At 51.9% G+C, this 24,556-nt stretch carries 18 protein-coding genes; 12 read left to right on the plus strand and 6 right to left on the minus strand.

The annotated features are described in order from the left end of the window. Window positions 1-11 precede the first annotated feature (11 nt). The 4 genes from WC359_12170 (at window position 12) to WC359_12185 (ending at window position 4,767) form a co-directional block, all read left to right on the plus strand. The gene (locus tag WC359_12170; protein ID MFA5401193.1) at window positions 12-1,202 is read left to right on the plus strand and encodes a hypothetical protein; all 1,191 of its coding nucleotides are present in this window, start codon (window positions 12-14) and stop codon (window positions 1,200-1,202) included. A gap of 136 nt (window positions 1,203-1,338) precedes the next feature. Beyond that, window positions 1,339-2,466 (plus strand): DegT/DnrJ/EryC1/StrS family aminotransferase, encoded by a 1,128-nt coding sequence (locus WC359_12175; GenBank protein ID MFA5401194.1) that lies wholly within the window; start codon window positions 1,339-1,341, stop codon window positions 2,464-2,466. After that, a complete protein-coding gene (locus WC359_12180) occupies window positions 2,463-2,852 on the plus strand; it encodes a hypothetical protein (protein MFA5401195.1) in 390 nt (129 codons plus the stop codon). Before WC359_12175 ends, WC359_12180 begins: the two co-directional genes overlap by 4 nt. Before the next feature lie 43 nt (window positions 2,853-2,895). Further along, on the plus strand, window positions 2,896-4,767 hold the full coding sequence (locus tag WC359_12185) for a hypothetical protein (GenBank protein MFA5401196.1): 1,872 nt from the start codon (window positions 2,896-2,898) through the stop codon (window positions 4,765-4,767). Between the two features lie 76 nt (window positions 4,768-4,843). Here WC359_12185 and WC359_12190 read toward each other — a convergent pair whose 3' ends face one another. The 6 genes from WC359_12190 to WC359_12215 all read right to left on the minus strand — a co-directional run bounded on the left by WC359_12190 (window position 4,844) and on the right by WC359_12215 (window position 9,635). Beyond that, complete coding sequence (locus tag WC359_12190) at window positions 4,844-5,692, minus strand: hypothetical protein (protein ID MFA5401197.1); 849 nt, start codon at window positions 5,690-5,692, stop codon at window positions 4,844-4,846. 143 nt (window positions 5,693-5,835) lie between these two features. After that, complete coding sequence (locus WC359_12195; protein MFA5401198.1) at window positions 5,836-6,441, minus strand: hypothetical protein; 606 nt, start codon at window positions 6,439-6,441, stop codon at window positions 5,836-5,838. A gap of 19 nt (window positions 6,442-6,460) precedes the next feature. Next, window positions 6,461-7,384: a major capsid protein gene (locus WC359_12200; GenBank protein MFA5401199.1), complete on the minus strand. Its 924-nt coding sequence runs from the start codon at window positions 7,382-7,384 to the stop codon at window positions 6,461-6,463. A gap of 9 nt (window positions 7,385-7,393) precedes the next feature. After that, complete coding sequence (locus tag WC359_12205; protein MFA5401200.1) at window positions 7,394-7,801, minus strand: hypothetical protein; 408 nt, start codon at window positions 7,799-7,801, stop codon at window positions 7,394-7,396. A 115-nt stretch (window positions 7,802-7,916) separates the two neighbouring features. Further along, on the minus strand, window positions 7,917-9,344 hold the full coding sequence (locus tag WC359_12210) for a phage portal protein (protein ID MFA5401201.1): 1,428 nt from the start codon (window positions 9,342-9,344) through the stop codon (window positions 7,917-7,919). Window positions 9,345-9,350: 6 nt separating this feature from the next. After that, window positions 9,351-9,635 carry a helix-turn-helix domain-containing protein gene (locus WC359_12215; protein ID MFA5401202.1) on the minus strand — a complete coding sequence of 95 codons (285 nt, stop codon included), beginning with the start codon at window positions 9,633-9,635 and terminating at the stop codon, window positions 9,351-9,353. A gap of 341 nt (window positions 9,636-9,976) precedes the next feature. On the opposite strand from WC359_12215, the gene WC359_12220 reads away from it, so the two are divergent. The 8 genes from WC359_12220 to WC359_12255 all read left to right on the plus strand — a co-directional run. Further along, a complete protein-coding gene (locus WC359_12220; protein MFA5401203.1) occupies window positions 9,977-10,267 on the plus strand; it encodes a hypothetical protein in 291 nt (96 codons plus the stop codon). 50 nt (window positions 10,268-10,317) lie between these two features. Beyond that, window positions 10,318-10,602: a hypothetical protein gene (locus WC359_12225; protein ID MFA5401204.1), complete on the plus strand. Its 285-nt coding sequence runs from the start codon at window positions 10,318-10,320 to the stop codon at window positions 10,600-10,602. Window positions 10,603-10,943: 341 nt separating this feature from the next. Next, entirely contained in the window at window positions 10,944-13,874 is a 2,931-nt protein-coding gene (locus tag WC359_12230; GenBank protein ID MFA5401205.1) for a PAS domain S-box protein, read from the plus strand. A gap of 60 nt (window positions 13,875-13,934) precedes the next feature. Further along, the gene (locus WC359_12235) at window positions 13,935-14,627 is read left to right on the plus strand and encodes a response regulator transcription factor (protein MFA5401206.1); all 693 of its coding nucleotides are present in this window, start codon (window positions 13,935-13,937) and stop codon (window positions 14,625-14,627) included. 690 nt (window positions 14,628-15,317) lie between these two features. Beyond that, window positions 15,318-16,007, plus strand: coding sequence for a response regulator transcription factor (locus tag WC359_12240; GenBank protein ID MFA5401207.1), 690 nt, complete (start codon window positions 15,318-15,320; stop codon window positions 16,005-16,007). Window positions 16,008-16,188: 181 nt separating this feature from the next. Beyond that, a complete protein-coding gene (locus WC359_12245) occupies window positions 16,189-22,077 on the plus strand; it encodes a right-handed parallel beta-helix repeat-containing protein (protein ID MFA5401208.1) in 5,889 nt (1,962 codons plus the stop codon). A 339-nt stretch (window positions 22,078-22,416) separates the two neighbouring features. Beyond that, window positions 22,417-22,707 (plus strand): hypothetical protein, encoded by a 291-nt coding sequence (locus tag WC359_12250; protein MFA5401209.1) that lies wholly within the window; start codon window positions 22,417-22,419, stop codon window positions 22,705-22,707. 50 nt (window positions 22,708-22,757) lie between these two features. Further along, on the plus strand, window positions 22,758-24,556 hold a 1,799-nt coding region (locus WC359_12255), incomplete at its 3' end, for a C1 family peptidase (protein MFA5401210.1).

Consider the following 24,556-nt stretch of genomic DNA (forward strand, 5'->3'; position numbering starts at 1 on the left):
AATTGCACAAAATGAAATACACTGATTCAAAGCAAGTTTTGTCCATTCTTAAAAAGCTGGCATTCTTCGGAGTGCTATTGATAACATATTTTTTCCTCTTTTACAAAAGCATGTTCATTTGTCCAAAGAACTACATGGGGAATCTGAATGAGCATATGAAGTTAGCAGACAGATGGGCAACCGGTGAATATTTCCTGCCCCATCCCGGATTTCACGCTTTGTCTATTGGTGTTTCAAAGCTCACAGGCCGTACACTACAAGAATCGGGTATTGTTGTACACACTCTCTTTACGGTCCTGACCATATTCATCGTTTATAAAATTCTGGCGTCTTACCTGAAAAACAAGTATTCGGAAAACTTCATCCTGTTGATGACGGCATGCGTGTCTCTGGTAATTGCTATTTATGTTCCGAGCTTTAGTATGAACATGTACCTCGGCCAGGGAAATCCCAATATGATCACCAGCGTAACCCTGACCGCTTTAAAGCCTTTTATGTTGCTTTGCATCATATTCTACCTCGCAATGATTAAAGCTGTGGATTCAAAATCGGGGGAGGTCATGAAATACGGGGGGCTGCTGGCCGCCGCACTTATGGTAAGTGTCCTTATGAAACCCTCATTTGCACTGGTCTTTATACCGGCTGTTGCAATACAACTGGTGCTGACGCACACAAGAAATATTAAGTTATATACCTGTATGGCAGTGATCATACTTCCCGCCCTCGCCGTGTTAATCTGGCAATCGTATAATATGTTTATAGCGCCTGAAGTGGGGTACAAATCTGCAATTGAAATCAAACCTTTCTATATTTGGAACACGGTCACTCGAAATATTTTTATATCCATATTGCTTGCAACAGCCTTCCCTCTGATCATAACGCTACTGAATCCCAAGAAGGCTTTTAAAAATAATGGGCTGGTCATCTCCTGGATAATGGCATTAATAGGAATTGCCCAATATGCTTTTTTAGTGGAAACCACTTCGCCCTTTGCATATAATTGGATGTGGGGATACAGCCTGTCTTTGCTCCCGCTTTTTGTTTTCAGCCTGATAGAATTCCTCAGTTCTATTGACGACATGTGGCATAATGGCATCATAGTGAGAACCGGCGTAGTTGCAGCCGGTGTGATTTTTCTTCTGCACCTCGCATCCGGAGTAGGTTATTTCATAAAGCTCATGAATTGTGGCTCCTTTATCTGAGAAGATGTAATTGACCGGGGCCAACTGGCGCCACTCACGGCTATATAGTTGAAGATATACGCATACCGGGTCATTAATACCGGCATATAATATCTTGAGATAACGTTACAGGAAATGACGATACGGGACACCTTATATGAAAGTAGAATTTTACCGTCACAACATTAGCCGAAAAGATATTGACAACGTGTCAAAGGTATTGAATTCCCTTTTTCTAACACATGGCAAGGTGGTGGAGGAATTTGAAAACACATTCTCTCGATACCTTGGGTGCAAATACACGGTTGGCCTAAACAGTTGCACAGCGGCATTACACTTATCGTTACTGGCACACGGTGTGGGTAGCGGAGATGAAGTCATTACCACGCCGATGACTTTTATCGCAACTGCCAATGCTGTTCTGCATACTGGCGCCACCCCGGTATTCGTTGATGTTGAATCTGAAACCGGTAATATAGACGCCGACCGGATTGAAGAAGCAATAACACCCAGGACAAGGGCCGTTATTCCGGTGCACCTTTACGGCCAGATGTGCGATATGAAAAAGATCAGGAAAATCGCAGACAGGCACGGTTTAATCATCATAGAGGATGCGGCCCATTGTATTGAAGGAGTACGGGATGGAATACGCCCGGGGACGCTCGGAAACGCAGCATGCTTCAGCTTTTACGCCACGAAAAACATAACGTCCGGCGAGGGCGGAGCGGTCAACATAAACGATAGTAGAATTGCTAAAATCATTAGAAAGCTGCGACTGCATGGAATGAGCAAAGGGGCGTCCGACAGATATTCCAGGAAATACGAACACTGGGATATGGAGATGCTCGGCTGGAAATACAATATGAGCAACATTCAGGCCGCAATGCTATTGGGCCAAATGGAGGGAATCGAAAAAAAACTGAAGAGACGCGAGCTAATCTGTAGAAAATATGAAGAAGGCTTCAAGAATAATTCGGAAATAACCTGCCTGAAAATACTGCGGGGATCGAAGAGCGCCAGACACCTGTTTACAATACTCGTTGCCCCTGAAAAACGTGATTCAATTATGCACAAGCTTCAGCATAAGGATATCGGTGTTGCAGTCAATTACCGGGCGATACACCTGCTGAAGTATTACCGCCAAAAGTATAATTTCAAAAGAGGAATGTGCCCTGTGGCCGAGCAAATCGGGGACAGCACAATTACGCTGCCGCTTTATCCGAAATTACGTGATGATGAAATCGATTATGTTATCAAGTCCGTTAATGCGATAACCACCACATGAATCTACTCAGATATGACATGCTGCCACATATATTGATTTTAGTTACAATCATCGGCAATGTCGCCGCTCTGGTCATGGTCAAAATGGCCGTAACGGCCGCCGGACAGGCACCCAAAAATGTAAACGAATTGATACCGTTCTTCATCAGGATGATAACCAGCCTGTATACGTGGCTGGCTGTCTTCGCGGTATTTATCGGTTTACTGGCATTCTGGTTGGTACTAACCAAAATGGAACTCAGCCGAGTCTATCCCATTATTGGGGGCCTATCCTATGTAATCGTGGCCCTTTTGGGCGTCATGATCTTCAAGGATAATATGACGCTCATTGGATGGCTGGGTGTGGTACTGGTTGTTGCGGGTGTATTTATGTTATTCCACAATTAGATTAGTTAATGGCCAAGATGATATTACGCAGATCAGCATTGCAATGATTGATCTTACAACCGAAAGTAGAGCGGGAATCACGCACATCGCCGGGGAAAAGCATTATATCCGAATCCTCTGGTGTGTTTTAATACTTATTCTTGCCTGGGCAGGCTGGTGCGTTTTTTTTCTGCCGGCGGGTGCCGATGTGACCGATGAGGGCCTCTACTGCTCTGAAGCATGGCGCTTTTCGCAGGGAGACCTTCCATTCATGGATTCCAACGCTGCATTCGGCCTCTCTTTCTGGTTTGCGTCGCTGGTTTTTTATATTTTCCCTGGTTGCGGACTGCTCGGTCTGCGCGTGGTATGGGCCGTTTTCATGCTCCTGTGCGCGCTGGCCACGGCCGGCATATTGCTGCGCTATTTCAAGCCAATACCCAGCTTTGCAGCCGCGGGCGTGAGCCTGATTTTCGTGTCGGGTGGCGCCATCAAGGTACTCGGTTACAACCAGATGCCCGTGCTGGGGCTGCTGATAGCCGTCTGGCTATGGCTGGCGGCCTGCGAATCGGGCGGCAAGAAGCAGGTGCTGCTCGCCGCAGGAGCGGGGATAGCGGCGCTCCTGTCCGCGTTGTGCCGGATTTCTTTGCTGCCTGTTCTCCTTTTCCCGCTGGTAACGTTGTGCTATGACGCCCTGTGCGGGGCGAGACCCCCCGGCGGGATAAAGGCCGCAATCGCCTTCATGGCAGCCTTCCTCGCAGGCCTGCTCTGCTTCTTCCTGTCACTATATGCCTTCGATCTCTGCGGTTATTTTTTATCTTCGCTGACGCAGACAACGGGCATCGCGGGCCACTCGTTAAGAGAAATGGCCAGATATCTCGCCTACTCTTTGCTTTACCTGCTGCTGCCCGCTTTACTGCTGTCGGTCGTGATATTATTTATTAATTACCGGACGGCGTTGGCGGCGCTGCGGAAGTATCCCGTGACCGGCGCCGGCGTACTGATTGTAGTTGCTGCTCTTTGTCTTGTATCCCTAATATTTTATTTCGATACACTGCGCCAGGAAGTGTTATGGCTGCGCGGCGATATATACGGGCTGCTTACGAATCCTTTCAGCCGCAGAACGTGGCGATACTCCTATATTCTGATTGCCCTGGCGTTCAGCATCGTATTCGCGGCGGCTGTCCGGCGCTTCATCGATGCAAGAGGCAATGAAAAAAACAACGGAGGGCAGCCGGTTTACAGGCTTGCCGCAGCGGCACTGTTCATTACCGTCCTGATGATACTGGGAACGGCCAATTACCCCGCCTCAGGATCGGTGAGAGCCATAGCATGGCTTCCCGTGTCCATGGCCTTCTGCCTGTCATGGTCCTGGATCGGCACTCGGACACATAAGCCGGGGAAAGGTTGCAGATGGCTGATAAGGGCGTTATTTATCATCGTGGCCCTGGTCTATGTTTACTGCGGGATTGCGGCGGCGTGTTTCCCTTACAGGGATGATTATATCGGACGCCTTGACAGCCAGGCGTCTTCGGCCAAATTGCAGGGTATACGCACAACAGCGGAACGTGCCCGGATTTTAGACGGGCTGGTTGCCGCCGTTGAGCACAACTCCTCACCCGGCGACAGGATACTGGCATATGAAAACCTGCCGATGCTGTATTTTCTGACCGACCGCCCGCCTTCGACAAATACAACCTGGATTTCCGATTTTCTGCCTGGAACGGTAAAGTCTTCCATCCTTGCCGACATGATCGGGCGAGAGCGTTTGCCCGAACTGGTGGTCCGGGCGCAATATTCAACGCACGAGCTGCTCTGGCCGGTGGTTCAAAAACCGTTAAAGCGGGATGACTCAGATCCCATTGACGCCTTCATCAGGGAGCATTATCAGGTCATCGATACAATCGACGGCTTCCAGATTATGGCGCCGATAGATTAATGTATGGGCGGACCTTCAGTTCCGCCCATACATTGATACGGGTTTTGCGGGCGGGCTTAAAAGCCCGCCCCTACATTTACGAGAGTTTGACGTAGTCCCAGCCGACCTGGGTGGGGGTGAAGGCGCCGCTGCCGTAGATGGACCAGTCCACGGTTTTGCCGCTGAGCTGGGCCAGGCCGTCCCGGGCGGTGTAAAGGTCGTTGAAATAGGATATGAGGTTGCGCAGCTCCTCGAAGGTCTTATCGGAGCAGGTGAGGTTATTGGCCTTCTCATAGTCCTTTTTCAGCTTGAGCATGAATGCGTGGTAATTGACGGCCTCGGCCGGTGTGGGGGGCCTGGCGAGCTTCGTCTGGAATTTGAAGGCCTCGCTAAATAATTCAAGAGCCCTATCGACCAGGCGTTTGGCCTCGTCCACGCGCTTCTCGCGGGGCACCTCGCGCAGGTCGAAGCGGGTGACGATGGGATAGAAGTAGAAAGCGCGGCTGATGGGGGTCACTTCCACACCGTCCATGCGGCAGGATTCCTCGGCGGACCCCACGGCTGAATCCAGGTCGAGCGGAATGTAGTTATCCGCAGGCGCAGCCGGAATACAGGGCGCAGCGGCCGGGATAGCCGGTGGTGTTGAAGCGGACGGGTCTGAAGACCCGTCCCTACATGCTTTTGGGGATTGATTCGCTTCGCCGGAGGTGGAGGCGCCGGTGGTAGTAGCCGCAGTCCTGACCTTTTCCTTGTCGATCTGGCCCTGCACGATGGTATAAATGACGCCGACCAGGGTGATGGCGACCGGGCTGAGCACATCGATCAGGAACTGGCCGACCGTCTGAGCTTTGGCCGGGTCGGTGATGAAAAGGCCGAGAGACCCGGCCGCCAGCGAAAGAATAGCCACGATGATCTTCTTGTAACCGTCCAACGGAGTTGTTTCCATTTTTTCCTCCTTAATTTTCTTTATCCCGTCATTGCGGGCCTTTTTTCCCATGTCATTGCGAGCCCGAAGGGCGCGGCAATCTTGTGATCTCGCAATCACGTACAGGATTGCTTCGTCGCTGTGCTCCTCGCAATGACCTTTAATTACGCTTCTACAGTGAGTTCGCCTGTGACCAGTTTCCCGGGCGAATAGGACCGGGCATTTTGAAGCAGCCGGTAAAAAGCTTCGAAGGCTGCCCTGGCCCAGGCGCCGTAGTCTTTGTTCACAGTCCGGCCTCCGGTATTGGCCAGGTTGACCTGGTACTGGGCCTGCGAGCTGACGGCGAAAGCCACAGCGCCCACGGCGATGATGTGGTCATGCGCAGCCGGTATGGTAGAAAAGGCGCCCAGGGTATGCTTTTTCAACCAGTAGATATTGCATACCCCGCCGTCGCCCGTATAGCCGTCCTGAAAAGTGAGCAGGTCGCCCCATACTTTGAAGCGCCGGGACGGATAAGGCTGATTATCGATGGGATGCTCGACTTTGACGACGTCGATGCGCTCCGTGAGCGTGGCCAGGCTGACCGTGTTGCCCTGGTCCACGGTATGGATGGTGGCGTCGAGCTGCATGAGAGGGCAATAGCTGGAGTAGACCAGCACGGCCTTTTCGATGGCGCGGTCGATCTCGTCGTCGCTCCAACGATAGCCGGCGGCAACCTCGTCCTTGAGATCACGGCGTACGTCCGCCCGCATTTCAGTCAACGTGGTCATCTATCCCCCAATCTCAATCTCAGTCTTTCACCCCGATCAGGGCGGCGGCCTTGATATTTGAGAAGAGGGCCAGGCTGACGTACCACTTGATGCGCGTGCGTGAGGCGTCCTTGGTCTCCATCTCGCCTATCCTTACGACCTGCAATCCGCCGCGGTCGGTCAGCCCGCAGAGTCCGTCCTCGCCGAAGGAGAGCGAATAGATGGTGGAGCAGGTATCGCCGGTGAAGGCGGTCTCGAGGCTGCCGGCGAGGGTATGCGTATCTTTGATGAAGTCGTTAATGGCGATGGGTATTCCGTTGTAGTACTGCACGAATTCGCCCAGCGCGCCTTTGCCCACCTCGAGGTTGTTGCCCGCCGCCCTGGCCAGGGCCATGATCTTGCGGCGGGAGCGACGGCTCATCATCAACAGGTCGGGTTTGCCGCCCTTGACGGCGTCGATGAGCTGGTCGATCATGGAGAGGGTGAGCGTGGCGCCCGTGGCGCCGGCGGCGATGAGCTGTTCGCCGGCAGAGCCGGTATTGATCAGTTTGACCAGTCCGTCGAACTGGTTGGGGCTGCCCGTATTGTCTCCATAGATGAGCTTGTCCTCCAGCTCGTGGCGTATGGCCTTGGCGGTGAGCTCGATGATGGCGGACTCGACATCCTGTATATTGGAGCGGGTCTGGCGGATATAGTTGTCCACATCGGCGTTCTGGCCCAGTATGGCCAGGGTGGCCGTCTTCTGGGTGAAGGTAACGGCGGGGCTGGTGATCCAGTCGTCGTTGACGGCGTGCCACTCGGCCGAGGGCAGGGTCAGCTCGCGGTTATAGGTCAGGGCATTGCCCTGTATCTCGATCCAGGGCAGAAGCTGCAGCAGGGGGCTGTCCTTGACGATGGTCTCGATGACGCCCTGGTAGAGGACGTCGTTGGAAAGTTTTGCGGCTTCGGTTAGTAACGTTGCCATAATTCTCCTTTATTTCCTGTCCAGGCCCTGTTTGATTTTCTCCCTGGGTGACAGGCCGGACGTATCGGGGGCGGACCTTTCGGGAGCGCCGGCCGGTATGGTCAGTTCCTTCAATTCGGCCTCGAGGGACGACCTCATCTTTTTGACCAGGCCGTTGACCTTTTTGATGGAAGAATCGATCTCATCGATCGAACTTCCGCTGATGATGTCGTCCGAATAGAGCGGGCTGGCGCCGACCGCCAGCTTGCGATAGGCTCTCACGGCGTCGTCCAGCGCGGCCTTGAGCTGCTCGCACTCCCCCGTCTTAGCTTCCAGCGATTTCGTCGCTTCGCCCAGGGCGGTCTCCATGCCTGCCAGCTTAGCTGTGTCTTCGGGTGTATCGGTATCGATAGGTTGTGCATTGATCTCTTCTTTCAATTTACTCCTCCGTGATCATTGCGAGCATCAGCGCAGCTATCTTGTGTGATTGCACCTGCACAAGATTGCCACGGCCTTCGGCCTCGCAATGACAAGCTATTTGTGACGTGTTTTATTAAAGTGCATCCGACTCTGCGGCTGTGCTTCTCTCTCTCGCTCTGCCGTAGGTGGTCTGCGCCTTGAACTCGCTGTTCATTTCCAGAATACGTCTGCGTTCGGCCATCCATTTTTCGAACTCGGCCTCGGGGTCGCGTACGGACAGGTTATCCATGGCGGTGCGCCTGGAGTGGATGCCCGACTGCACCATGATCTGCTCGTTCCGGGCCTCGCGTTCGCGGTCCTGCGGCAGCACCTGTCCCCACAGGATGCGCTGGCTGACGCCGGTAAGGTCCTGTCGCGCGAACTTTTTATGCAGCGCCAGAACCATCTCGTTGCGCCTGCGGTAGACGTTGGTGCGGATGAGCCGTTTGCGCCGCACCTTCTGCAGCAGAGACTGCAGCTCGACTTCCAGCGCGATGCCTGAAAGATCGCGTTCGATTCCGCCGTACGAAGCGCGCGGCGACTCCGACAGGTCGTGCATGGTGCGGTAGACCAGGTCGATATAGTCGATATGCAGCCTTATGCCGCCACCCTGCAGCAGGTCGAGCAAATAGGCGCGCGCGTCCGGCGGGACGTTCCACACGGCGCCGGGCGCCACCTGTATATTCTCGGACTGATCGACTCCTTCCAGGACGGCAATGGGGTTGCCCGAGACCTCGAGGATGCGGGAAAGCTGCGTGAGGGCGCGGTTAAGCTCGCGCTGGGGCTCGCGCAGGGCGGGTATATCGGAGATGCCCCAGAACTGCTTGGGTTGGCGCAGGTTGGGGAAGATGATAAACGGGATAAAACCATAAGGATTGGGCTTGCGTTCGATGACGCGGTCGTCCAGGTAGAGTGTGAACGACTTAACGTCCCAGACCTCGGTGATAGAAACAGTTTTCTTATTGATATTCTGTTTATAAAGCATGGCAGCCTCGTCGGAGGAAAGCTGGTAGCGTGAGGCGGCGCGGTAGAGGCGAGTGATATCGTCCCCCTGCCACCAGGCGAAGACGCCGTTAACGTCCGGCGCGGTGATGCGGATGCGTTTCTCGGCGGCGTCCCAGGTGACCTTGTAGCAGCCGTCGCCCAGTATGGCCGCGTCGATCTCGGTGGTATAGTCCAGCTCGGCGCAGTTGTTGCGGTCGTAGACCGAGTAGATGAGCTCCTCGGCACGTTTGGCGATATCCGCTTCTTTCGGGCGGAGATGAAGGTCCGCCCCTACATTTTTCTGTAGGGGCGGGTTTTCAAACCCGCCCGCAGCAGGTTCGCAGGCGAAATTCAACTCGTTCATCATATAGCTGGTGATCTTGTCCACTGCTATCCTTGCATAGTTGAAGACGAGCTGGCGGAAGCGTGAGCGCTCCGACCATTGCGTGCCGTTATAGAAATCGAGGTTGGACCTGTAGGCGGCCAGCCGCGCGCGGTCCATCTGGTCCAGGCTTTTGATATCCAGTTCCGTTGTCATTGATCGCTATCGCATAAGGGCCAGCTTGAACAGCGCCCTCCGTCTCTTCATTTCGCGCTGCACGGTGCGCACACTGACGCCGAAGGCCCTTGCCACATCACGCACGCCGTTGCCGTTGCGCCGCATCTTCCTCATCGCCAGAGCCCTCAGCTTAAGGCGAGCCCGCTGCTTCCCCCGCGGCTTCTCCTCCAGACACCGCGGAAAGGGGCATTCCAGGCAGAGAGAATGAAGTTCGCAACCGGTATCCTTCCAGTTTGAATACTCGCCCGGTAGTACAGGTACATCGCGCATATTGAAATAGATAGTATTGTATGCATACGATCACTCGCAACCGAATATTGTCGCTTTCGGTGTGCGCCACATATTTCGTTTTTCCCCTGCAGGGGCTTTGCTTTAGCTGCGCCCGAATAAAACCGTACTAAAGTCCCACCTCCGCCATATCCGGCATCATTAGACAAGTCGATGCTGCGGCTGTAAAATCAACTCGTAACTGCAAAAAGGAGCGCAACCGGTTGAACAGGATAAAATATTCGTGCATCCTTTTAGTAACGGTGACAGGCATTGTGGGCGCCGGCCTGTCGGGCTTAGCGTGCGCTGAGCCAGCACCGGCAACCCCGGGAGATGAGGTGACTATGGAAATCTTGAACAATGCCATTACTTTCATCAAAGCCAACCATCCCGATGCGGCCGTATTTATGCCTGCCGATATCTCCTTTACCCTCAGCAGCAGCACTGGTAAAGATATCGAAGGCTACACCGGAGTCATTTATTCAGGAGGAGGATGGACCATCAGCATCGGGCACGCGATAGTGCCCAACTATGCCTGGGGCATAAAGGCAGACTACGATAACGGCAAGATCGTGTGGATCGGCGACAGCAAGAACGGTCAGATATCTGAGGAGAGCTACACAAAGTTAAATTAGCGTAGTTCACTGTACAGGATGATTTTTATGATCCATGCGGGAGTCATACGATGAAACCACGGGCCGGAATTATCTTCGGTCACTGCCTTCTCATATTGCCGGCCATTCTTTTAATCGCCCTTTCAACAGGCTTACCGGCAAAGCAGGCCAACGCGGACACACTGAAATGCGAGACCGGCACCAGTTACTATAACGGCATCGTTGGCAATATAACCGCCAAGGGTGTTGGCGGATTCCCCAATGACGGCTCCACCATCTACTGGAAGGCAGTGCCGGGCAATGCCTGCGGCTGGGGCACATCTTCAGCTGTGCGCAGCTTTGTCAACGGGCCCTGAGGATTTATAGTGGGCAGGCGACTGTCAATACACAGCGATATCAGCCACTAGTTGATCAGTTGTTCATATTATGCGCATTTATTGAATTATGTAACTCCCCGTGTTAACATATTCGCAATCGATACGTTTTATGCCATGTGTTTGGGATAGCCATTTAGCTCGGCCGGCTCATGAGGACGAAGAGTATCTCTCAAAAGAAACAGGACGGCAAAATTCGAATCCCCAGAAGGAAGCCCGTCAAGCAAAATTCCGGATTATATTCAAATGTTATTGAACAACTGACAACAGGCTATGTGCTTGGCCGGATCATCTGTGACGATAAGGGAAAACCTGCAGATTTCTTGCCTCTGGAAACAAACGGGGCCATCCACAGCTTACTCGGCATACAACCACGGGCAAAGATAACCAGGAAAATTATCGAACAGATATTCCCCGACACTGAAGGCCGATGGATCGACATTTGCGGCAAGGTTGCTCAGGCAGGAAAACCCTTGCAATTCGAGTTCTACCACAGCCTGACCAGTAAATATCTCAAAATCAATGCTTTTATCCCCGCGCAAGGGCAGTTCATTGCTTTGTTCGAAGATATAACTGAGCGAAAACGAGCAGAGAAAGCAGCAATCATCGTACGCGACCTTTTTAAAACTTGTGCCAGTAATTACAACCTGCATGATATCCTTAATTTAATCCTCGAAGCCGCCCTGAGCATTTCCGAAGCAGATTGCGGCGGCATATACCTGTTAGACCCGGTATCAGGTCATCTCAACCTGGCAATTCACAAGGAATTCGGCGCCGAATCTGCTGCAGCCATTTCTTGCTATAGTAAACAATCGCGGTATGCCAAAATTGTGATGAGCGGAGTACCCGTCTATTCGCTGCATGAAGATCGATACCCTGTCATGGACTGGAAACTGCTTGGGCAAAACATCAGGGCAGGGGCTGCAATACCCGCTATGCACAGAAACCAGGTCGTTGCCTGCCTGAATCTGGGATTTCATAATGTGATCGAGATACCCGCAGCCATACGCCCTATCCTGGAAACGGTAGCCAACAGCATAGGAGGCGCAGTTACCCATGTCAAAGAGATCGAGCGATTGCTGGAATCGGAAGAGAAATATGGCACACTGGTGAACGAGGCATCCGATGGCGTAGCCATCGTGCAGGACGGTGTATTCCAGTTTGCAAATAAGATATTTGAGAAAATCTCAGGTTACGCTCCTGCAGAGGCTATCGGAATGCCGCTCCTCAATTTTATAGCTCCGGAATACAGGGACGTTGTGGGAGAACGTTACCGGGAACGGATGGCCGGCAAGGAACCACCGCCCACTTATGAAGTGCAAATTCAGTGCAAAGACGGCACGATTAAAGATACGGAGATATCCACATCACTTGTTCATCTGCACGGCAAGCCCGCCGTCATGGCGATAGGCCGCGATATCACGGAGCGGAAGGCTATGGAGCAAAAGCTGCGGGAGTCGGAAGAGAAATATGCAACCCTGGTCCATGAAGCTAATGATGGGGTAGGTATCGTGCAGGATTCCGTGTTCCAGCTTGTCAACCGGGCCTTTGAAGATATTACGGGCTATTCGGCTGCGGAGGCGATGGGAATGCCGTTCCGCCAGTTATTAACGCCGCAATACCAGGACATTGCAACAAGTCGCTACTACCAACGGCTATCCGGCCAGAAACTGCCGAATATCTACGAAGTACAAATACTGTGCAAGGACGGCACGATTAAAGAAATCGAGATCTCCGCGGCTCTTATTAATTACGGTGGCCGTCCGGCTACTATGACGGTTGCCCGCGATATGACGCAGAGGAAAGCGCTGGAGAAACAGCTGCGGGAATCAGAAGCTAAGTACGCAACTGTGGTAAACGAAGCTAACGACGGAGTAGCCATCGTGCAAAATACTGTATTCCAATTCGTCAACCGTTCCTTTGCGAATACCAGCGGCTACCCGGCTGCAGATTTGCTGGGAATGCCATTCCGCCGACTGTTAACGCCGCAATACCAAGACATTGTAACAAGTCGCTACTACCAACGGCTATCCGGCCAGAAATTGCCGAATATCTACGAAGTACAAATACAGTGCAAGGACGGTTCGATTAAAGACGTCGAGCTATCCGCATCTCTAATTGATTACCATGGACAACCGGCTACGATGACCACAGCCCGCGATATCACGGAGCGGAAGATGCTGGAGAGAAAACTGCTAGAATCAGAGATGAAATTCAGGGATATGGCTGAGATGTCGCCCGATTGGATATGGGAAACAGACGAAAGGGCAAGATTTTCCTACGTAAATCCCAGAGTAAACGAGTTGTTGGGGTACAGTGTACAGGAGATGCTGGGCAGGCGTCCGTCTGAATTCATAGCTGAAGAACCTGCGAGAAAAAGTAAGGACTTAATCGATAAGCCTGGTACTGATTATCCGCCTTTCGGCTCTTCTGAAGAAAGCGTGAAGGCTAAGGATGGACACCTGGTTTTTATAGGGACTCGCGCCATCCCCCTCTATGACAGTCAAAATCGGTTCAAAGGATACCTCGGCATAAGCCGCGATATCACGCAGAGAAAAAAACTTGAGCGCCTGCGCATGCTTTTCCTATCGCATGTTTCTCATGAAATGCGCACACCGCTGGCTACCCTCAAGGGCTTTTCCTCCACGATGCTGGCATCGGACGTAACATGGACCGAGGAGGAGAAGCAGGATTTTCTGCAGACTATGGACCGGGAGATCGACAGGCTCACACGTTTTATCAACGCGTTGATGGACTTATCACAACTGGAAATGGGAATTTTCAAGCTTAACAGGCAATACTGCCATATTGAAGACATTGTAAGTGAAATAAAAACCGCGCTGCTGACCCTTACCCATGATCACAGCCTTAAACTAATAATCCCCTCAGACCTTCCCGTAATCTTCGCTGACTGTTTGCGCCTCGGCCAGGTTATTACCAACCTGGTGGACAACGCGACCAAATATTCCCCACAGGGCAGCCCTATAGTAATCAGCGCCTCCATCGTTGATAACAACCTTATCATTTCGGTTACCGATAAAGGCCCCGGCATATCAACCAACTCACAGCCATTATTGTTCGATAATTTCTTCCGGGAAAAATCTGCCTTAACTGAAAAAAAGAGCGGGATGGGGCTGGGTTTGGCTATCTGCAAAGGCATTGTCGAAGAGCATGGAGGTAAAATCTGGATTGAGAGCCAACACAGGAAAGGATCAAAATTCAGTTTCAGCATTCCACTGATAAGTATAGTATGACTGCTTTGACTATCTCTATAACGGAGAGAGAAACATTATAAATCATCTGGTAAATTGAGAATGGGCGAGCCAAAGATACTCATAGTTGAAGATGATCCTGCCCTGCTCAAATTCCTGCGCGCCAACCTGGTTGCCCGCGGCTATAATACTAATACCGCAATGGACGGCGTAAAAGCACTGGAGGAAATAGAAAAAGATTTACCGGAACTGGTATTGCTGGATATAAACCTTCCCCGCATGAACGGATTGGAAGTCTGTAAAAAGCTCCGCGAATGGACAAATGTTCCCATACTCGTGATCAGCGCTCGAGGTGATGAAAGCGACAAGGTGACCTGTCTGGATCTGGGCGCTGATGATTACCTGACCAAGCCATTCGGCATCGAAGAACTGCTGGCAAGGATAAGGGCTATATTCCGCCGTAGTAAAACGACCGATAACGGTATCGACCATCCAACGTTCGTCAGCGGCAGTTTTATATTTAATTTCGCCTATCACAGGGTAATCGTATCAGGCAATGAGATCGATTTGACACCCACAGAATATAATACGCTTCGTGAATTGGTGAAAAATGCCGACAGGGTGCTGACCCAGAATATGCTGCTGGGAAAAGTCTGGGGCCCCGAGTATATTGGCTCCAGAGAGTACCTCCATGTAATCATCAACCGCCTGCGAAAAAAAATAGAGCCTGATATGGCCAACCCCACATTCATTCAAACAGTGCCGGGCGTTGGCTACCGCTTTCAAAGCTACTAACTAACACACAGGTCTTTTACCACATTCCCTTAAGACCATCGCCCTTGACACAACTGCTATACTAAAAATCATCGTTTGGGAGGATGGTCTGGTGAAACGTAAATATATAACCCTAACTTTATGTACAGACTTAGAAGATGATGTATTGACCGGAACGAGTTCAGATATGGGGTATAAATTAGACTTCGCACTCAGGCCAACCACTGATTACATACCAGATGCCCTGAATAGAGCGGGATATGGTCAGGGGTGGAGTATAATTTCTCATTCTCTATCCTTTGTAGATAATCGCTGTATTCTCTCCATTCTTTTGAAATCAAATCACATATAAACCCGTCACAGAACATGTACCAATTATCTTTGGGGCATTTGAATCTATATGAATCTAACATAAAATCCTCAGTTTTATTCAAACATACAAATTGTATTTAACTCAATAGAAAATGGCGCACATACTATTGTAAAATGCGGGATTGGTCATGCATAACATGGTCAACCAAGTTAGCTACATGAATAATTTTAGCGTCGAGTGCACACACATCCTGCGCTGACGCATAGCGATACCACATATTTTAGTAAAATTTTAGCTATTTAGGCCTTATTTTTATCCTTTTTTTAGCCGGTATCGCATAGCTTATATCCTGGCAGATAGAAAGTGGTGTTAGCCCCATTTTATCAGGCAGGAGAAGCATGCGTAAATATATTCTGATTGTCGAAGATGACGTTGCCATGCTTAAATTCCTGCGGATAAACCTCGCTGCAAGGGGATACGAGGTTCGCACCGCGGTCGACGGGCCGGGAGCGCTCAAACAGGCGGAATTAAGAGTTCCCAATCTCATTCTGCTTGACCTTAACCTCCCCGGAATAAACGGCTTCGAGGTACTGGGCAGGATCAGGGATTGGTGCAGTGTACCGATACTTGTTATCAGCGCCCGCTGTGACGAAAGCGATAAAGTGCTCTGCCTTGACAACGGCGCCGACGACTATATCTTAAAGCCTTTTGGTTTGAATGAACTGCTTGCGAGGGTGAGAGCATTGTTACGACGAACTGAGACCAATCATATACAGATGAATTCTTCCAGGTTCAAATGCCGTGAACTCGAACTGGATTTCAATTCTATGCAACTGCAAAGGAACGGAAAATCGATAAAACTAACAGAAATCGAATACAGAACCCTCAAACTACTGACCATAAACGCGGGTAAGGTACTTACTCACAACATGATCCTCAGTGATGTCTGGGGAAGTGCATATCAGGATAACAATCAGTACACGCACGTCATCATCAATCGGCTGCGCAAGAAAATAGAGCAGGATATATCCAACCCTGTATTCATTCAAACAGTGCCGGGCGTAGGTTACCGGTTTTGCGCCAACTGAATGAGTAACATATCCTCTTTCCTTTTGGTTACATTCCATCATATCCGCATTGCTTTTTAGAATTATTTTAGATAATTCGCATAGCCTTTAAGCTCTTTTTTAGCACCCATCGTCTATGATTGCGAGGTTAGCGTGCTCGTAACACGATGCATGCGGAGGTTGCCATATTAAGGAGGTTCACATGAATGTTCAGAGCAAATATTTCTCAGTAGTATTATTGTTGGCGCTGGTCTTACCGATACTGGGCTTCGTAATACCGCCAGGCTCGGTGGCCTCGGCAAACGGATGCGCCGGTTGGAGCGACGATTTTACCGGTGGTGCGCAACAGACCTGGACGCCTGTAGACGGCGGCGACAGCAGCACCTATTTATTTCAGAATAATCGCTACGAACTTCATACTGAAAGCAACGACGGTTCGGCAAAATTCCTTGCAAGCTATGTAAGTGCCAGTGGCACCGATTACGTAATGCAAGCCCGCATACAACGCATGGAGGCTGGGGACAACTTCCTGGCTTACCTGATGGCTCGCGCAAATACAGTCACCATGAGCGGTTACGTGCTGGGCGCCAGCTCGGATGGCTCGCATTTCTGGTTCGGTAAGCTGGTCAACGGCACATATAATGAACTGGTACAAGATTATATAGAGGCAACGACCTTCGATCCGGCCGATTTTCAGCTTAAATTTGTCGTGGCGGGGAATAACCTTTACGGCAAGGTTTGGACAACCGGCACTCCGGAACCCGACCACTGGCAGATCATCAAGGCGGACGCCTCCTACAGCACAGGAGTCGGCGGTGTCCTGATAGCCACCTATCCCACCTTCGCCTGGAATGTTGTGCAGGCGGCTTATAAAGAGGTTTCACTAACCTGCCTGACCAAAGCTACGGTATATGTGGACAGCACCTGGGCAGGCAAGTCCGCCGGCGAATACGTGGAGCTTCCCGGAGGCGGCACGGGCATTATCGGACATAACGCGTTCGCCACCATTCAAACGGGTGTCAACGGGGTGGACGCCGGCGGTACGGTGAACGTGGCGGCGGGGACATATAATGAAAACATATCGATAAATAAATCAATCTCACTATTTGGCGCTAATAAGGCCACAACTGTCATCAATGGTGACGGTTCAGGGATTGTTGTAACTATAGTCGCAAATAATGTAAATTTTTCCGGATTTACAGTTCAGGGTTCAGGCAATAATCCTCTTGAGAATGCCGGCATGATTCTTCAAGGTGTTACCGGATGCACCATAGACAACAATATCATAAGTAATAATGCCAGCGCCGGTATCGGTCTACAAACGGCGAATAATAATATGGTAACCAACAATACACTGGATAATAACTTCGTTGCGGGGATAGCGTTGCTCGGATCTTCCGACAATACCATTCAAGATAATAATTCCAGTAATACGAAGTTGTTCACAGGTACTGACTATGGTTACGGTATCGTACTGGACGCCGTCAGGGGAGCTACCCCCCCAACCGGCAGTATATTCTCTACCGGGAATACGATAAGCGGAAATACTTGCTCAGGAAATGCTCAAGATGGTGTTTATCTTGGGTGGAATTGTCATACCAATACCATTACCAGTAATGCTATTAATAATAACGGTAATGACGGTATTTACCTGTGGAAATCAGGAACAAATACCGTTACCGGAAATACTATCACCGGCAATACAGCAGAAGGTATCCAACTTATGGCCAGCCCGGATAATACCATAACTGGCAATACCATTACCGGCAGCAATAACGGGGTGCTGATAAGGAGCGGACATGTAGAATATGCATATCCTGCACCTCTGATATCGAGCGGCAATAGCATTAACCATAACAATATAAGCGGAAATACCTCATACGGTGTTGTTTATCAGGATAATGCCGACTATACAGACGATGATAATATCTCAATTGATGCCGTCAATAACTGGTGGGGCACCATCAACGGTCCGGCACATGCTAAAAATGTGTTTAATATCGGCTCCCAAGGCAATCCCGTCAGCGACTATGTTGGTTTCGTCCCGTGGCTGAGCAGCGCCGGGGGCGCAACATTCACCGGCCCGATATCCAACGGCACAAATTACTACTCCAACTTTGCCGACGCCATAGCCGGGACAACTGAAGGCGGCACCCTCAACGCCGCAGCGGGGACGTATACCGAACAGGTGTTGATACAGAAGTCACTCAGCATCATCGGCGCGGGCAGTGCAACAACGGTAATCAAGGCGCCCGCGGCGCCAAGGGCCGGATCGGTCGTACAGGGAACCTGGACCTGGGACTACGTCGTGGCAGCGTACCCGGGCAGCGGCACCATAGATGCGCATATCGAAGGCTTCACCATCGACGCCAATAATCAGAACAAGACCGCAGGCACCACTGCCTTTGCGGGAGTATTTTTCAGGGACGTCAAGGGCAGCCCCGGCACAGCCGGCCTTTACTCGTGCGCTATAGAGGGATTCCCGTCGACGCCGGATTACGAGTGCTTCGGCATCAAGGTATATGGCGATTCCCAACTGACGATAGATAGCAATACCCTGACCGACTATACCCGCGATGCCATCAGTGCAAACGGCGATGCCGGCGCGCTGGACGACCCCCTGGTAACTATAAGCAACAACGTCCTGACCGGCTCTGCAATTCCTTTGAACGGCATCTCCCTCAGAGATGGCGCAACCGGCACGGTGACAGGTAATACAGTGACCGGCCACACGCGCTCCGGCCCCTGGGCCGCGGTCGGAATACTCGTATATACTTCCAATGATGCCGTTATCAATAACAATCTGGTAGAAAACTGCTTCTACGGCATAGACGTACATGAATCAACCGGGACTACAGTCAGCAGTAACACGTTGACACATACCATAGCGAGGCACATGACCATAGACAGTTCCAACAACTGCCTGATATCCGGCAATACCATCAACGGAACAGCCGCAGGGACAGAGGACACGGCCATCAGTCTCGTAAACAACAGCACTGGAAATACGGTTGGCGGAGCAGCACCCGCTGACGGCAATACAATCAACATGGCTACCAGCGGCACAGGCAACGGATACGTAATATACGTTCAGGCTGATGTCAACGCCGGCAGCAATACAATCCAATACAACAGCATCACCGGCGGCAAGCGCGGCGTACAGTTTGACGGGCCTCCGGGCTGCACCGGCACCACCAACATATTAAACAACACAATATCCGGCCAGGACTTCGGAGGCATATGCGCCTATAACAATGGAGACCTTGTCATAAATAACAACACACTGACTAATTCGGTCCGGCCACTCGAATTCTGGGGGCCCACAAGTGTCAATATCGAGGGTAACACTATCAACGGCGCGACATTCGATGCCGTTAACCTGGGCAGTGTCTCAGGCGCCAAGCTGATCAAGAACAACACAATTTATAACGGACCGGGTTCAAACGCGATCATTGTTCGCGGTGGCAACACGGATGCCGTCCTTGAGGGCAATGAAATATACGGCATGAATAAAGGTATCGTAGTGGAGACCGGTAGTGCGGGGCTCCAGATAATAAATAACAATATTCATGACAATGCCTACAGTGGAATCGAGCTGTTTGAAGCCATTAATAATATCACTGGAAATACACTACTCAATAACATGCGGGGCATCGAGACATCTAACCCGATCACTGCACACAATAACAATTTACTCGCTCATGATTACGGTTCGGTTATCCTGCACCATGCCGGGCCACATGACCTGACATATAACTGGTGGGGTGATGCCAGTGGACCCGACGGAGCCGGTTATCACGGCAGCGGCTCATCTATCAACGATAACGGCAATCCCGCAACCGCCATGCCATGGTTAGCGGCCACATACACCGGTCAGATCCCCGTACCCGGGTTGAATATCGATACCACGTCACCACTGCCGAACGGCGGCACCGGCATACCTTACTCGCAGACGCTGGCAGCCACAGGGGGAACCGCACCCTATTCATGGTACAACTACTACAACTTGCCTGCCTGGCTTACCGTCAGCACGGGCGGCGTCGTTTCCGGCACGCCGGCGGCCGCCGGCCTCTACACCTTTGAAGTCCAGGCGCGTGATGTTGACCAGGGAATAAGAAAAGAATTCACTATGAACGTCAAGTCGGGAGCGCTTTCCATCGTAACCGTCTCGCCGCTGGATCCGGGCGAAGCGGGTGTCGCCTATAACAAGCAACTTGAAGCAGCCGGCGGTACCGGCACATACACCTGGCAAAAGATCAGCGGAGACCTGCCGAGCGGCCTAACTCTCGATGGCAACGGCCTCGTCTCAGGAAATCCGACTGCCGACGGTGAATTCAATTTCCGCGCGCGGGTCAATGACGGCAGCCAGCAAAAAACAAGAGACTACAATTTGACTATCACCCCACAGCTCGTCATAACCACAACTTCACTGCCGGACGTTGATACCGGCGACGCCTACTCGCAAACCCTGGCAGCGGCCGGCAACGAAGGGCCAGTTACATGGTCTGTGACTGCCGGGGCACTGCCGGACGGTCTTAATCTCAATGCAAATACCGGTGAAATATCCGGCACGCCGACTGTCGGCGGTGACTTTGGTTTCACCGCTCAGGCAGCAGATAGCTCGCGGACTGCTACCCAACCACTGTCCATCAAGGTATGGACCAGCGGCCTGAACATAGTTACCACCACGCTGCCTGACGGAAATTTTTGCGTCGACTACTTGCAACAACTGGAAGCCACCGGCGGCGACGGGACATACGCCTGGACACGCAATTCCGGAATCCTTCCAGGTGGGCTTAACCTTGATGCCGACGGCCTGATCTCCGGCGCGCCTTCCATGGCCGGCACCTACAACTTCACCGTCCAGGTAGAATCAGCCGGGCAGATCGCAATACAACGTCTTTCAATCTTCGTCTCCAGCGGCAGGACCACCCTCGTCTCACCTGCCGATGGCGATAATGTCGGAGGAAACACGGTGAACTTCCTGTGGAATCCCGTACCCGGGGCCACCGATTACCAAATCGTGGTCGCCACAGATCCTAACGTGGAATCTGGTATCGTCCACGACCAACTCACAGGAGGACCTGCTTCACAGTCATTCAATGATTTCCCCAACACCGGCAGCACCTATTACTGGAAAGTACAGGCAAAACTTACCTGCGGCGATGCCCCATGGAGTACTATCCGCAGCTTTACCAATAGTCCCGCCGGCCCGCCGGCGCCAGTGTTGACTGCCCCGACCGATGGCGCCACAGTATCCGGTTCATCCGTCACTTTCCAGTGGAATGCCACCCCTGGTGTCACTAACAATGCCATACAGGTCAGCACGAGCCCCACTTTCTCTACGCTGTTCCATTACAACTATACCCGTGGAGCGACAACCATTAAGTACAAAGACTTCCCCGCTAACGGCACGACCTACTACTGGAGGGCCGCATCCTATAATGACTCGGGGTGGGGAGATTGGAGCGCCTCCCGCAGCTTTATCAACAACCCCGGCGGCATTACGCCGGTTGCCCCTGCTCTCCAAGCCCCAGCCGATGGCGCCATAGTATCCGGTTCATCCGTCACTTTCCAGTGGAATGCCGTCGCTGGTGTCACTAACTACGCCATCCAGATCAGCACGAACCCCACTTTTTCTACGCTGTTCCGTTACAACTACACCCGCGGAGCTACAACCATTAAGTACAAAGACTTCCCCGCTAACGGCACAACCTACTACTGGAGGGCCGCATCCTATAATGACGCGGGATGGGGAGATTGGAGTGCCTCCCGCAGCTTTATCAACAACTCCGGGCCGATTGCCCCTGTTCTCCAAGCTCCAGTCGATGGCGCCACAGTATCCGGATCATCCGTCACTTTCCGGTGGAATGCCTCCCCTGATCCTAGTGTCACTAACTATGCCATCCAGGTCAGTACCAGCCCGACTTTTTCTACGCTGTTCCATTACAACTACACCCGTGCAGCTACAACCATTGATTATAAAGACTTCCCCGCTAACGGCACGACCTACTACTGGAGGGCCGCATCCTATAATAACTCGGGGTGGGGAGATTGGAGCGCCTCCCGCAGCTTTATCAACGGGCTTTGATATCGACGTACCCTGTCATAGCTGTCAGCCAAAGACGGGAGCCGAAGGTGCGCCAGTAAGCTTACTGGCGCACCTTCGATGATGCTATTTATTGCGATTGCTTCGTGGCTACGCTTCTTACAATATAATCCCACCCTTATCACCGGTACTAAAGTACCTGTATGCCGCTATCTGACGTCATTAGACATCACCGCTACATGGATGTAAAATCAATTTACGCAGTAACTGCAAGGTGGTGCCTGATTGAAAAAGCTGTTATCTTTAGCTGTCCTGTTATTAATTACAGTAGGCATATCCTGCACTGCAGCCGCACCTGCGACCCAAGGAGATCAGGTAACCATGGAAATTCTTGACAGTACCATCTCTTATATCAAAGCCAACCATCCCGACGCATCTGCATTTTTATCTGATGACATTAAATTCGCCCTGACCGGTAGCACGGGCAAGGATATCGAAGGCTACACCGGAGTCACTTATTCAGGAGGAGGATGGGTCATCAGCATCGGGCACGCGATAGTGCCCAACTACGCATGGGGTATAAAGGCCGACTACGATAACGGCAAGATCGTGTGGATCGGCGACAGCAAGAACGGTCAGATATCGGAGGAGAGCTACACAAAGCTAAATTAGCGCAGTTCACTGTACAGGATGATTTTTATGATCCATGCGGGAGTCATACGATGAAACCACGGGCCGGAATTATCTTCGGTCACTGCCTGCTCGTTTTTCTTGTCTGTATGCTGACGGTCTTTTCGCCAGACATCACGGTCAAGCAGGCAAGCGCGGATACGGCAAAGTGTGAAACCTGCGGCACCGGCGGCCAGATTTTTGACCACCCCAGTAACTCCCTCCGCCGCCATGGCCTGATCCGCTATACACCGGAGCAGATAGAGGCGGAGAACCGGCTGATTGAGACGGCGCCCCTGGCTAAAACCGTGCCGATAGCCGGTGTGAAATCGCTGTCGGACGGATATACAGAGGGCGCCACCCGAAATTTATTGCCGTTATTATCATACGATCCCACTCAGCGCGACCAGGGCTTAGGCTGCGGGAGCTGCTGGGTCTGGGCAGGAACGGGATGCCTGGAGGTAGCACTGAGGAACCAACTCGGTATCGAAAATAATAAGCTCTCCGTGCAATATTTCACCTCGACATACAATGGAGGGAGCTATCCCTGGGCCTGCTGCGGCGGCAATGCCTCTTATTTCGCCTCTCATTACAACGACACATTGAAGAAGGCTATCCCGTGGTCGAACAACAATGCGGATTATGTGGACGGCAGCAGTACGTGCTACGGCAGCACGGCCATGCCGGCCGGCTCGATCTCCACAAGTCCCAACTATCCCATCTCCTCGGTTACTGCGTATCGTATAAAAACATATTCTGTGGAGGATGGCGTAAACCAGGCTACCGCCATAGCGAACATCAAGAACGTGCTGGACCAGAACAAGGCCATCTACTTCGGCTTCACACTGGCCAACGACGACGACTGGGACCAGTTTTTCGACTTCTGGTATGACGAGCCCGAATCATACCTCTGGCGTAACGGCTATTCATGCACTGGTTCTTACTTTTATCAACACACACTCGGCCATGCCGTGCTCTGCGTGGGCTATGACGATACACCGGAGGGCACCGCCAACGACTACTGGGTAATGCTAAATAGCTGGGGCACGGCCGCGGGACGGCCCAACGGACTGTTCAGGGTGCCCATGTATTACGACTACGATTGCTCAATAACCAACTACGGCTACAGTACAAGGTGGTGGACGATCGAACCGACCTTCATACTCAGCCCTATCACCACAGCACCCACCATGACTTCCCCCACCAACGGCGCCGGTGTTTACAGCTCCACCGTCAACTTCTTCTGGAGTACGGTATCCGGCGCCACCAAATACCAGTTGCAGGTCAGCACACTGCCCGATTTCTCCACCCTATACAGATACAATGGAACCACCGCCACCTCATTCACTATGAACAACTTCCCCAATGACGGCACCGTCTATTACTGGAGGACCAGGGCCGGCAACGCCATCGGCTGGGGACCCTGGAACATCACTCCATGGAGCTTCACTAACGGAATATCCTCAGCCTCCCCTTCAGCTCCCACAACACCTCCCGCCATGACTTCCCCATCCAACGGCGCCGGTGTTTACAGCACCACCGTCAACTTCTCCTGGAGTACGGTATCCGGCGCCACCAAATACCAGGTGCAGGTCAGCACACAGCCCGATTTCTCCACCCTATATAGATACAATGGAACCACCGCCACCTCATTCACTATGAACAACTTCCCCAACGACGGCACCGTCTACTACTGGAGGACCAGGGCCGGCAACGCCATCGGCTGGGGACCCTGGAACATCACTCCCTGGAGCTTCACTAACGGCACAGGCACAGTGATCTCCATATCCCCCGCCATGTCCTCCCCGGCCAACGGCGCCACTGTTTCCAGCACCTCCATCACCTTCTCCTG

Source organism: Dehalococcoidia bacterium (assembly GCA_041653995.1).
Taxonomy (GTDB): domain Bacteria; phylum Chloroflexota; class Dehalococcoidia; order GIF9; family UBA5629; genus CAIMUM01.

What these genes read in the sequence shown, in the direction of transcription:
- WC359_12225 (MFA5401204.1), top strand. Translation starts at nt 10,318, where the DNA reads ATGAAACCACGGGCCGGAATTATCTTCGGTCACTGCCTTCTCATATTG.
- WC359_12210 (MFA5401201.1), bottom strand. Translation starts at nt 9,344, where the DNA reads ATGACAACGGAACTGGATATCAAAAGCCTGGACCAGATGGACCGCGCG.
- WC359_12220 (MFA5401203.1), top strand. Translation starts at nt 9,977, where the DNA reads ATGGAAATCTTGAACAATGCCATTACTTTCATCAAAGCCAACCATCCC.
- WC359_12235 (MFA5401206.1), top strand. Translation starts at nt 13,935, where the DNA reads ATGGGCGAGCCAAAGATACTCATAGTTGAAGATGATCCTGCCCTGCTC.
- WC359_12195 (MFA5401198.1), bottom strand. Translation starts at nt 6,441, where the DNA reads ATGACCACGTTGACTGAAATGCGGGCGGACGTACGCCGTGATCTCAAG.
- WC359_12170 (MFA5401193.1), top strand. Translation starts at nt 12, where the DNA reads ATGAAATACACTGATTCAAAGCAAGTTTTGTCCATTCTTAAAAAGCTG.
- WC359_12200 (MFA5401199.1), bottom strand. Translation starts at nt 7,384, where the DNA reads ATGGCAACGTTACTAACCGAAGCCGCAAAACTTTCCAACGACGTCCTC.
- WC359_12250 (MFA5401209.1), top strand. Translation starts at nt 22,417, where the DNA reads ATGGAAATTCTTGACAGTACCATCTCTTATATCAAAGCCAACCATCCC.
- WC359_12185 (MFA5401196.1), top strand. Translation starts at nt 2,896, where the DNA reads ATGATTGATCTTACAACCGAAAGTAGAGCGGGAATCACGCACATCGCC.
- WC359_12240 (MFA5401207.1), top strand. Translation starts at nt 15,318, where the DNA reads ATGCGTAAATATATTCTGATTGTCGAAGATGACGTTGCCATGCTTAAA.
- WC359_12175 (MFA5401194.1), top strand. Translation starts at nt 1,339, where the DNA reads ATGAAAGTAGAATTTTACCGTCACAACATTAGCCGAAAAGATATTGAC.
- WC359_12190 (MFA5401197.1), bottom strand. Translation starts at nt 5,692, where the DNA reads ATGGAAACAACTCCGTTGGACGGTTACAAGAAGATCATCGTGGCTATT.
- WC359_12215 (MFA5401202.1), bottom strand. Translation starts at nt 9,635, where the DNA reads ATGCGCGATGTACCTGTACTACCGGGCGAGTATTCAAACTGGAAGGAT.
- WC359_12180 (MFA5401195.1), top strand. Translation starts at nt 2,463, where the DNA reads ATGAATCTACTCAGATATGACATGCTGCCACATATATTGATTTTAGTT.
- WC359_12245 (MFA5401208.1), top strand. Translation starts at nt 16,189, where the DNA reads ATGAATGTTCAGAGCAAATATTTCTCAGTAGTATTATTGTTGGCGCTG.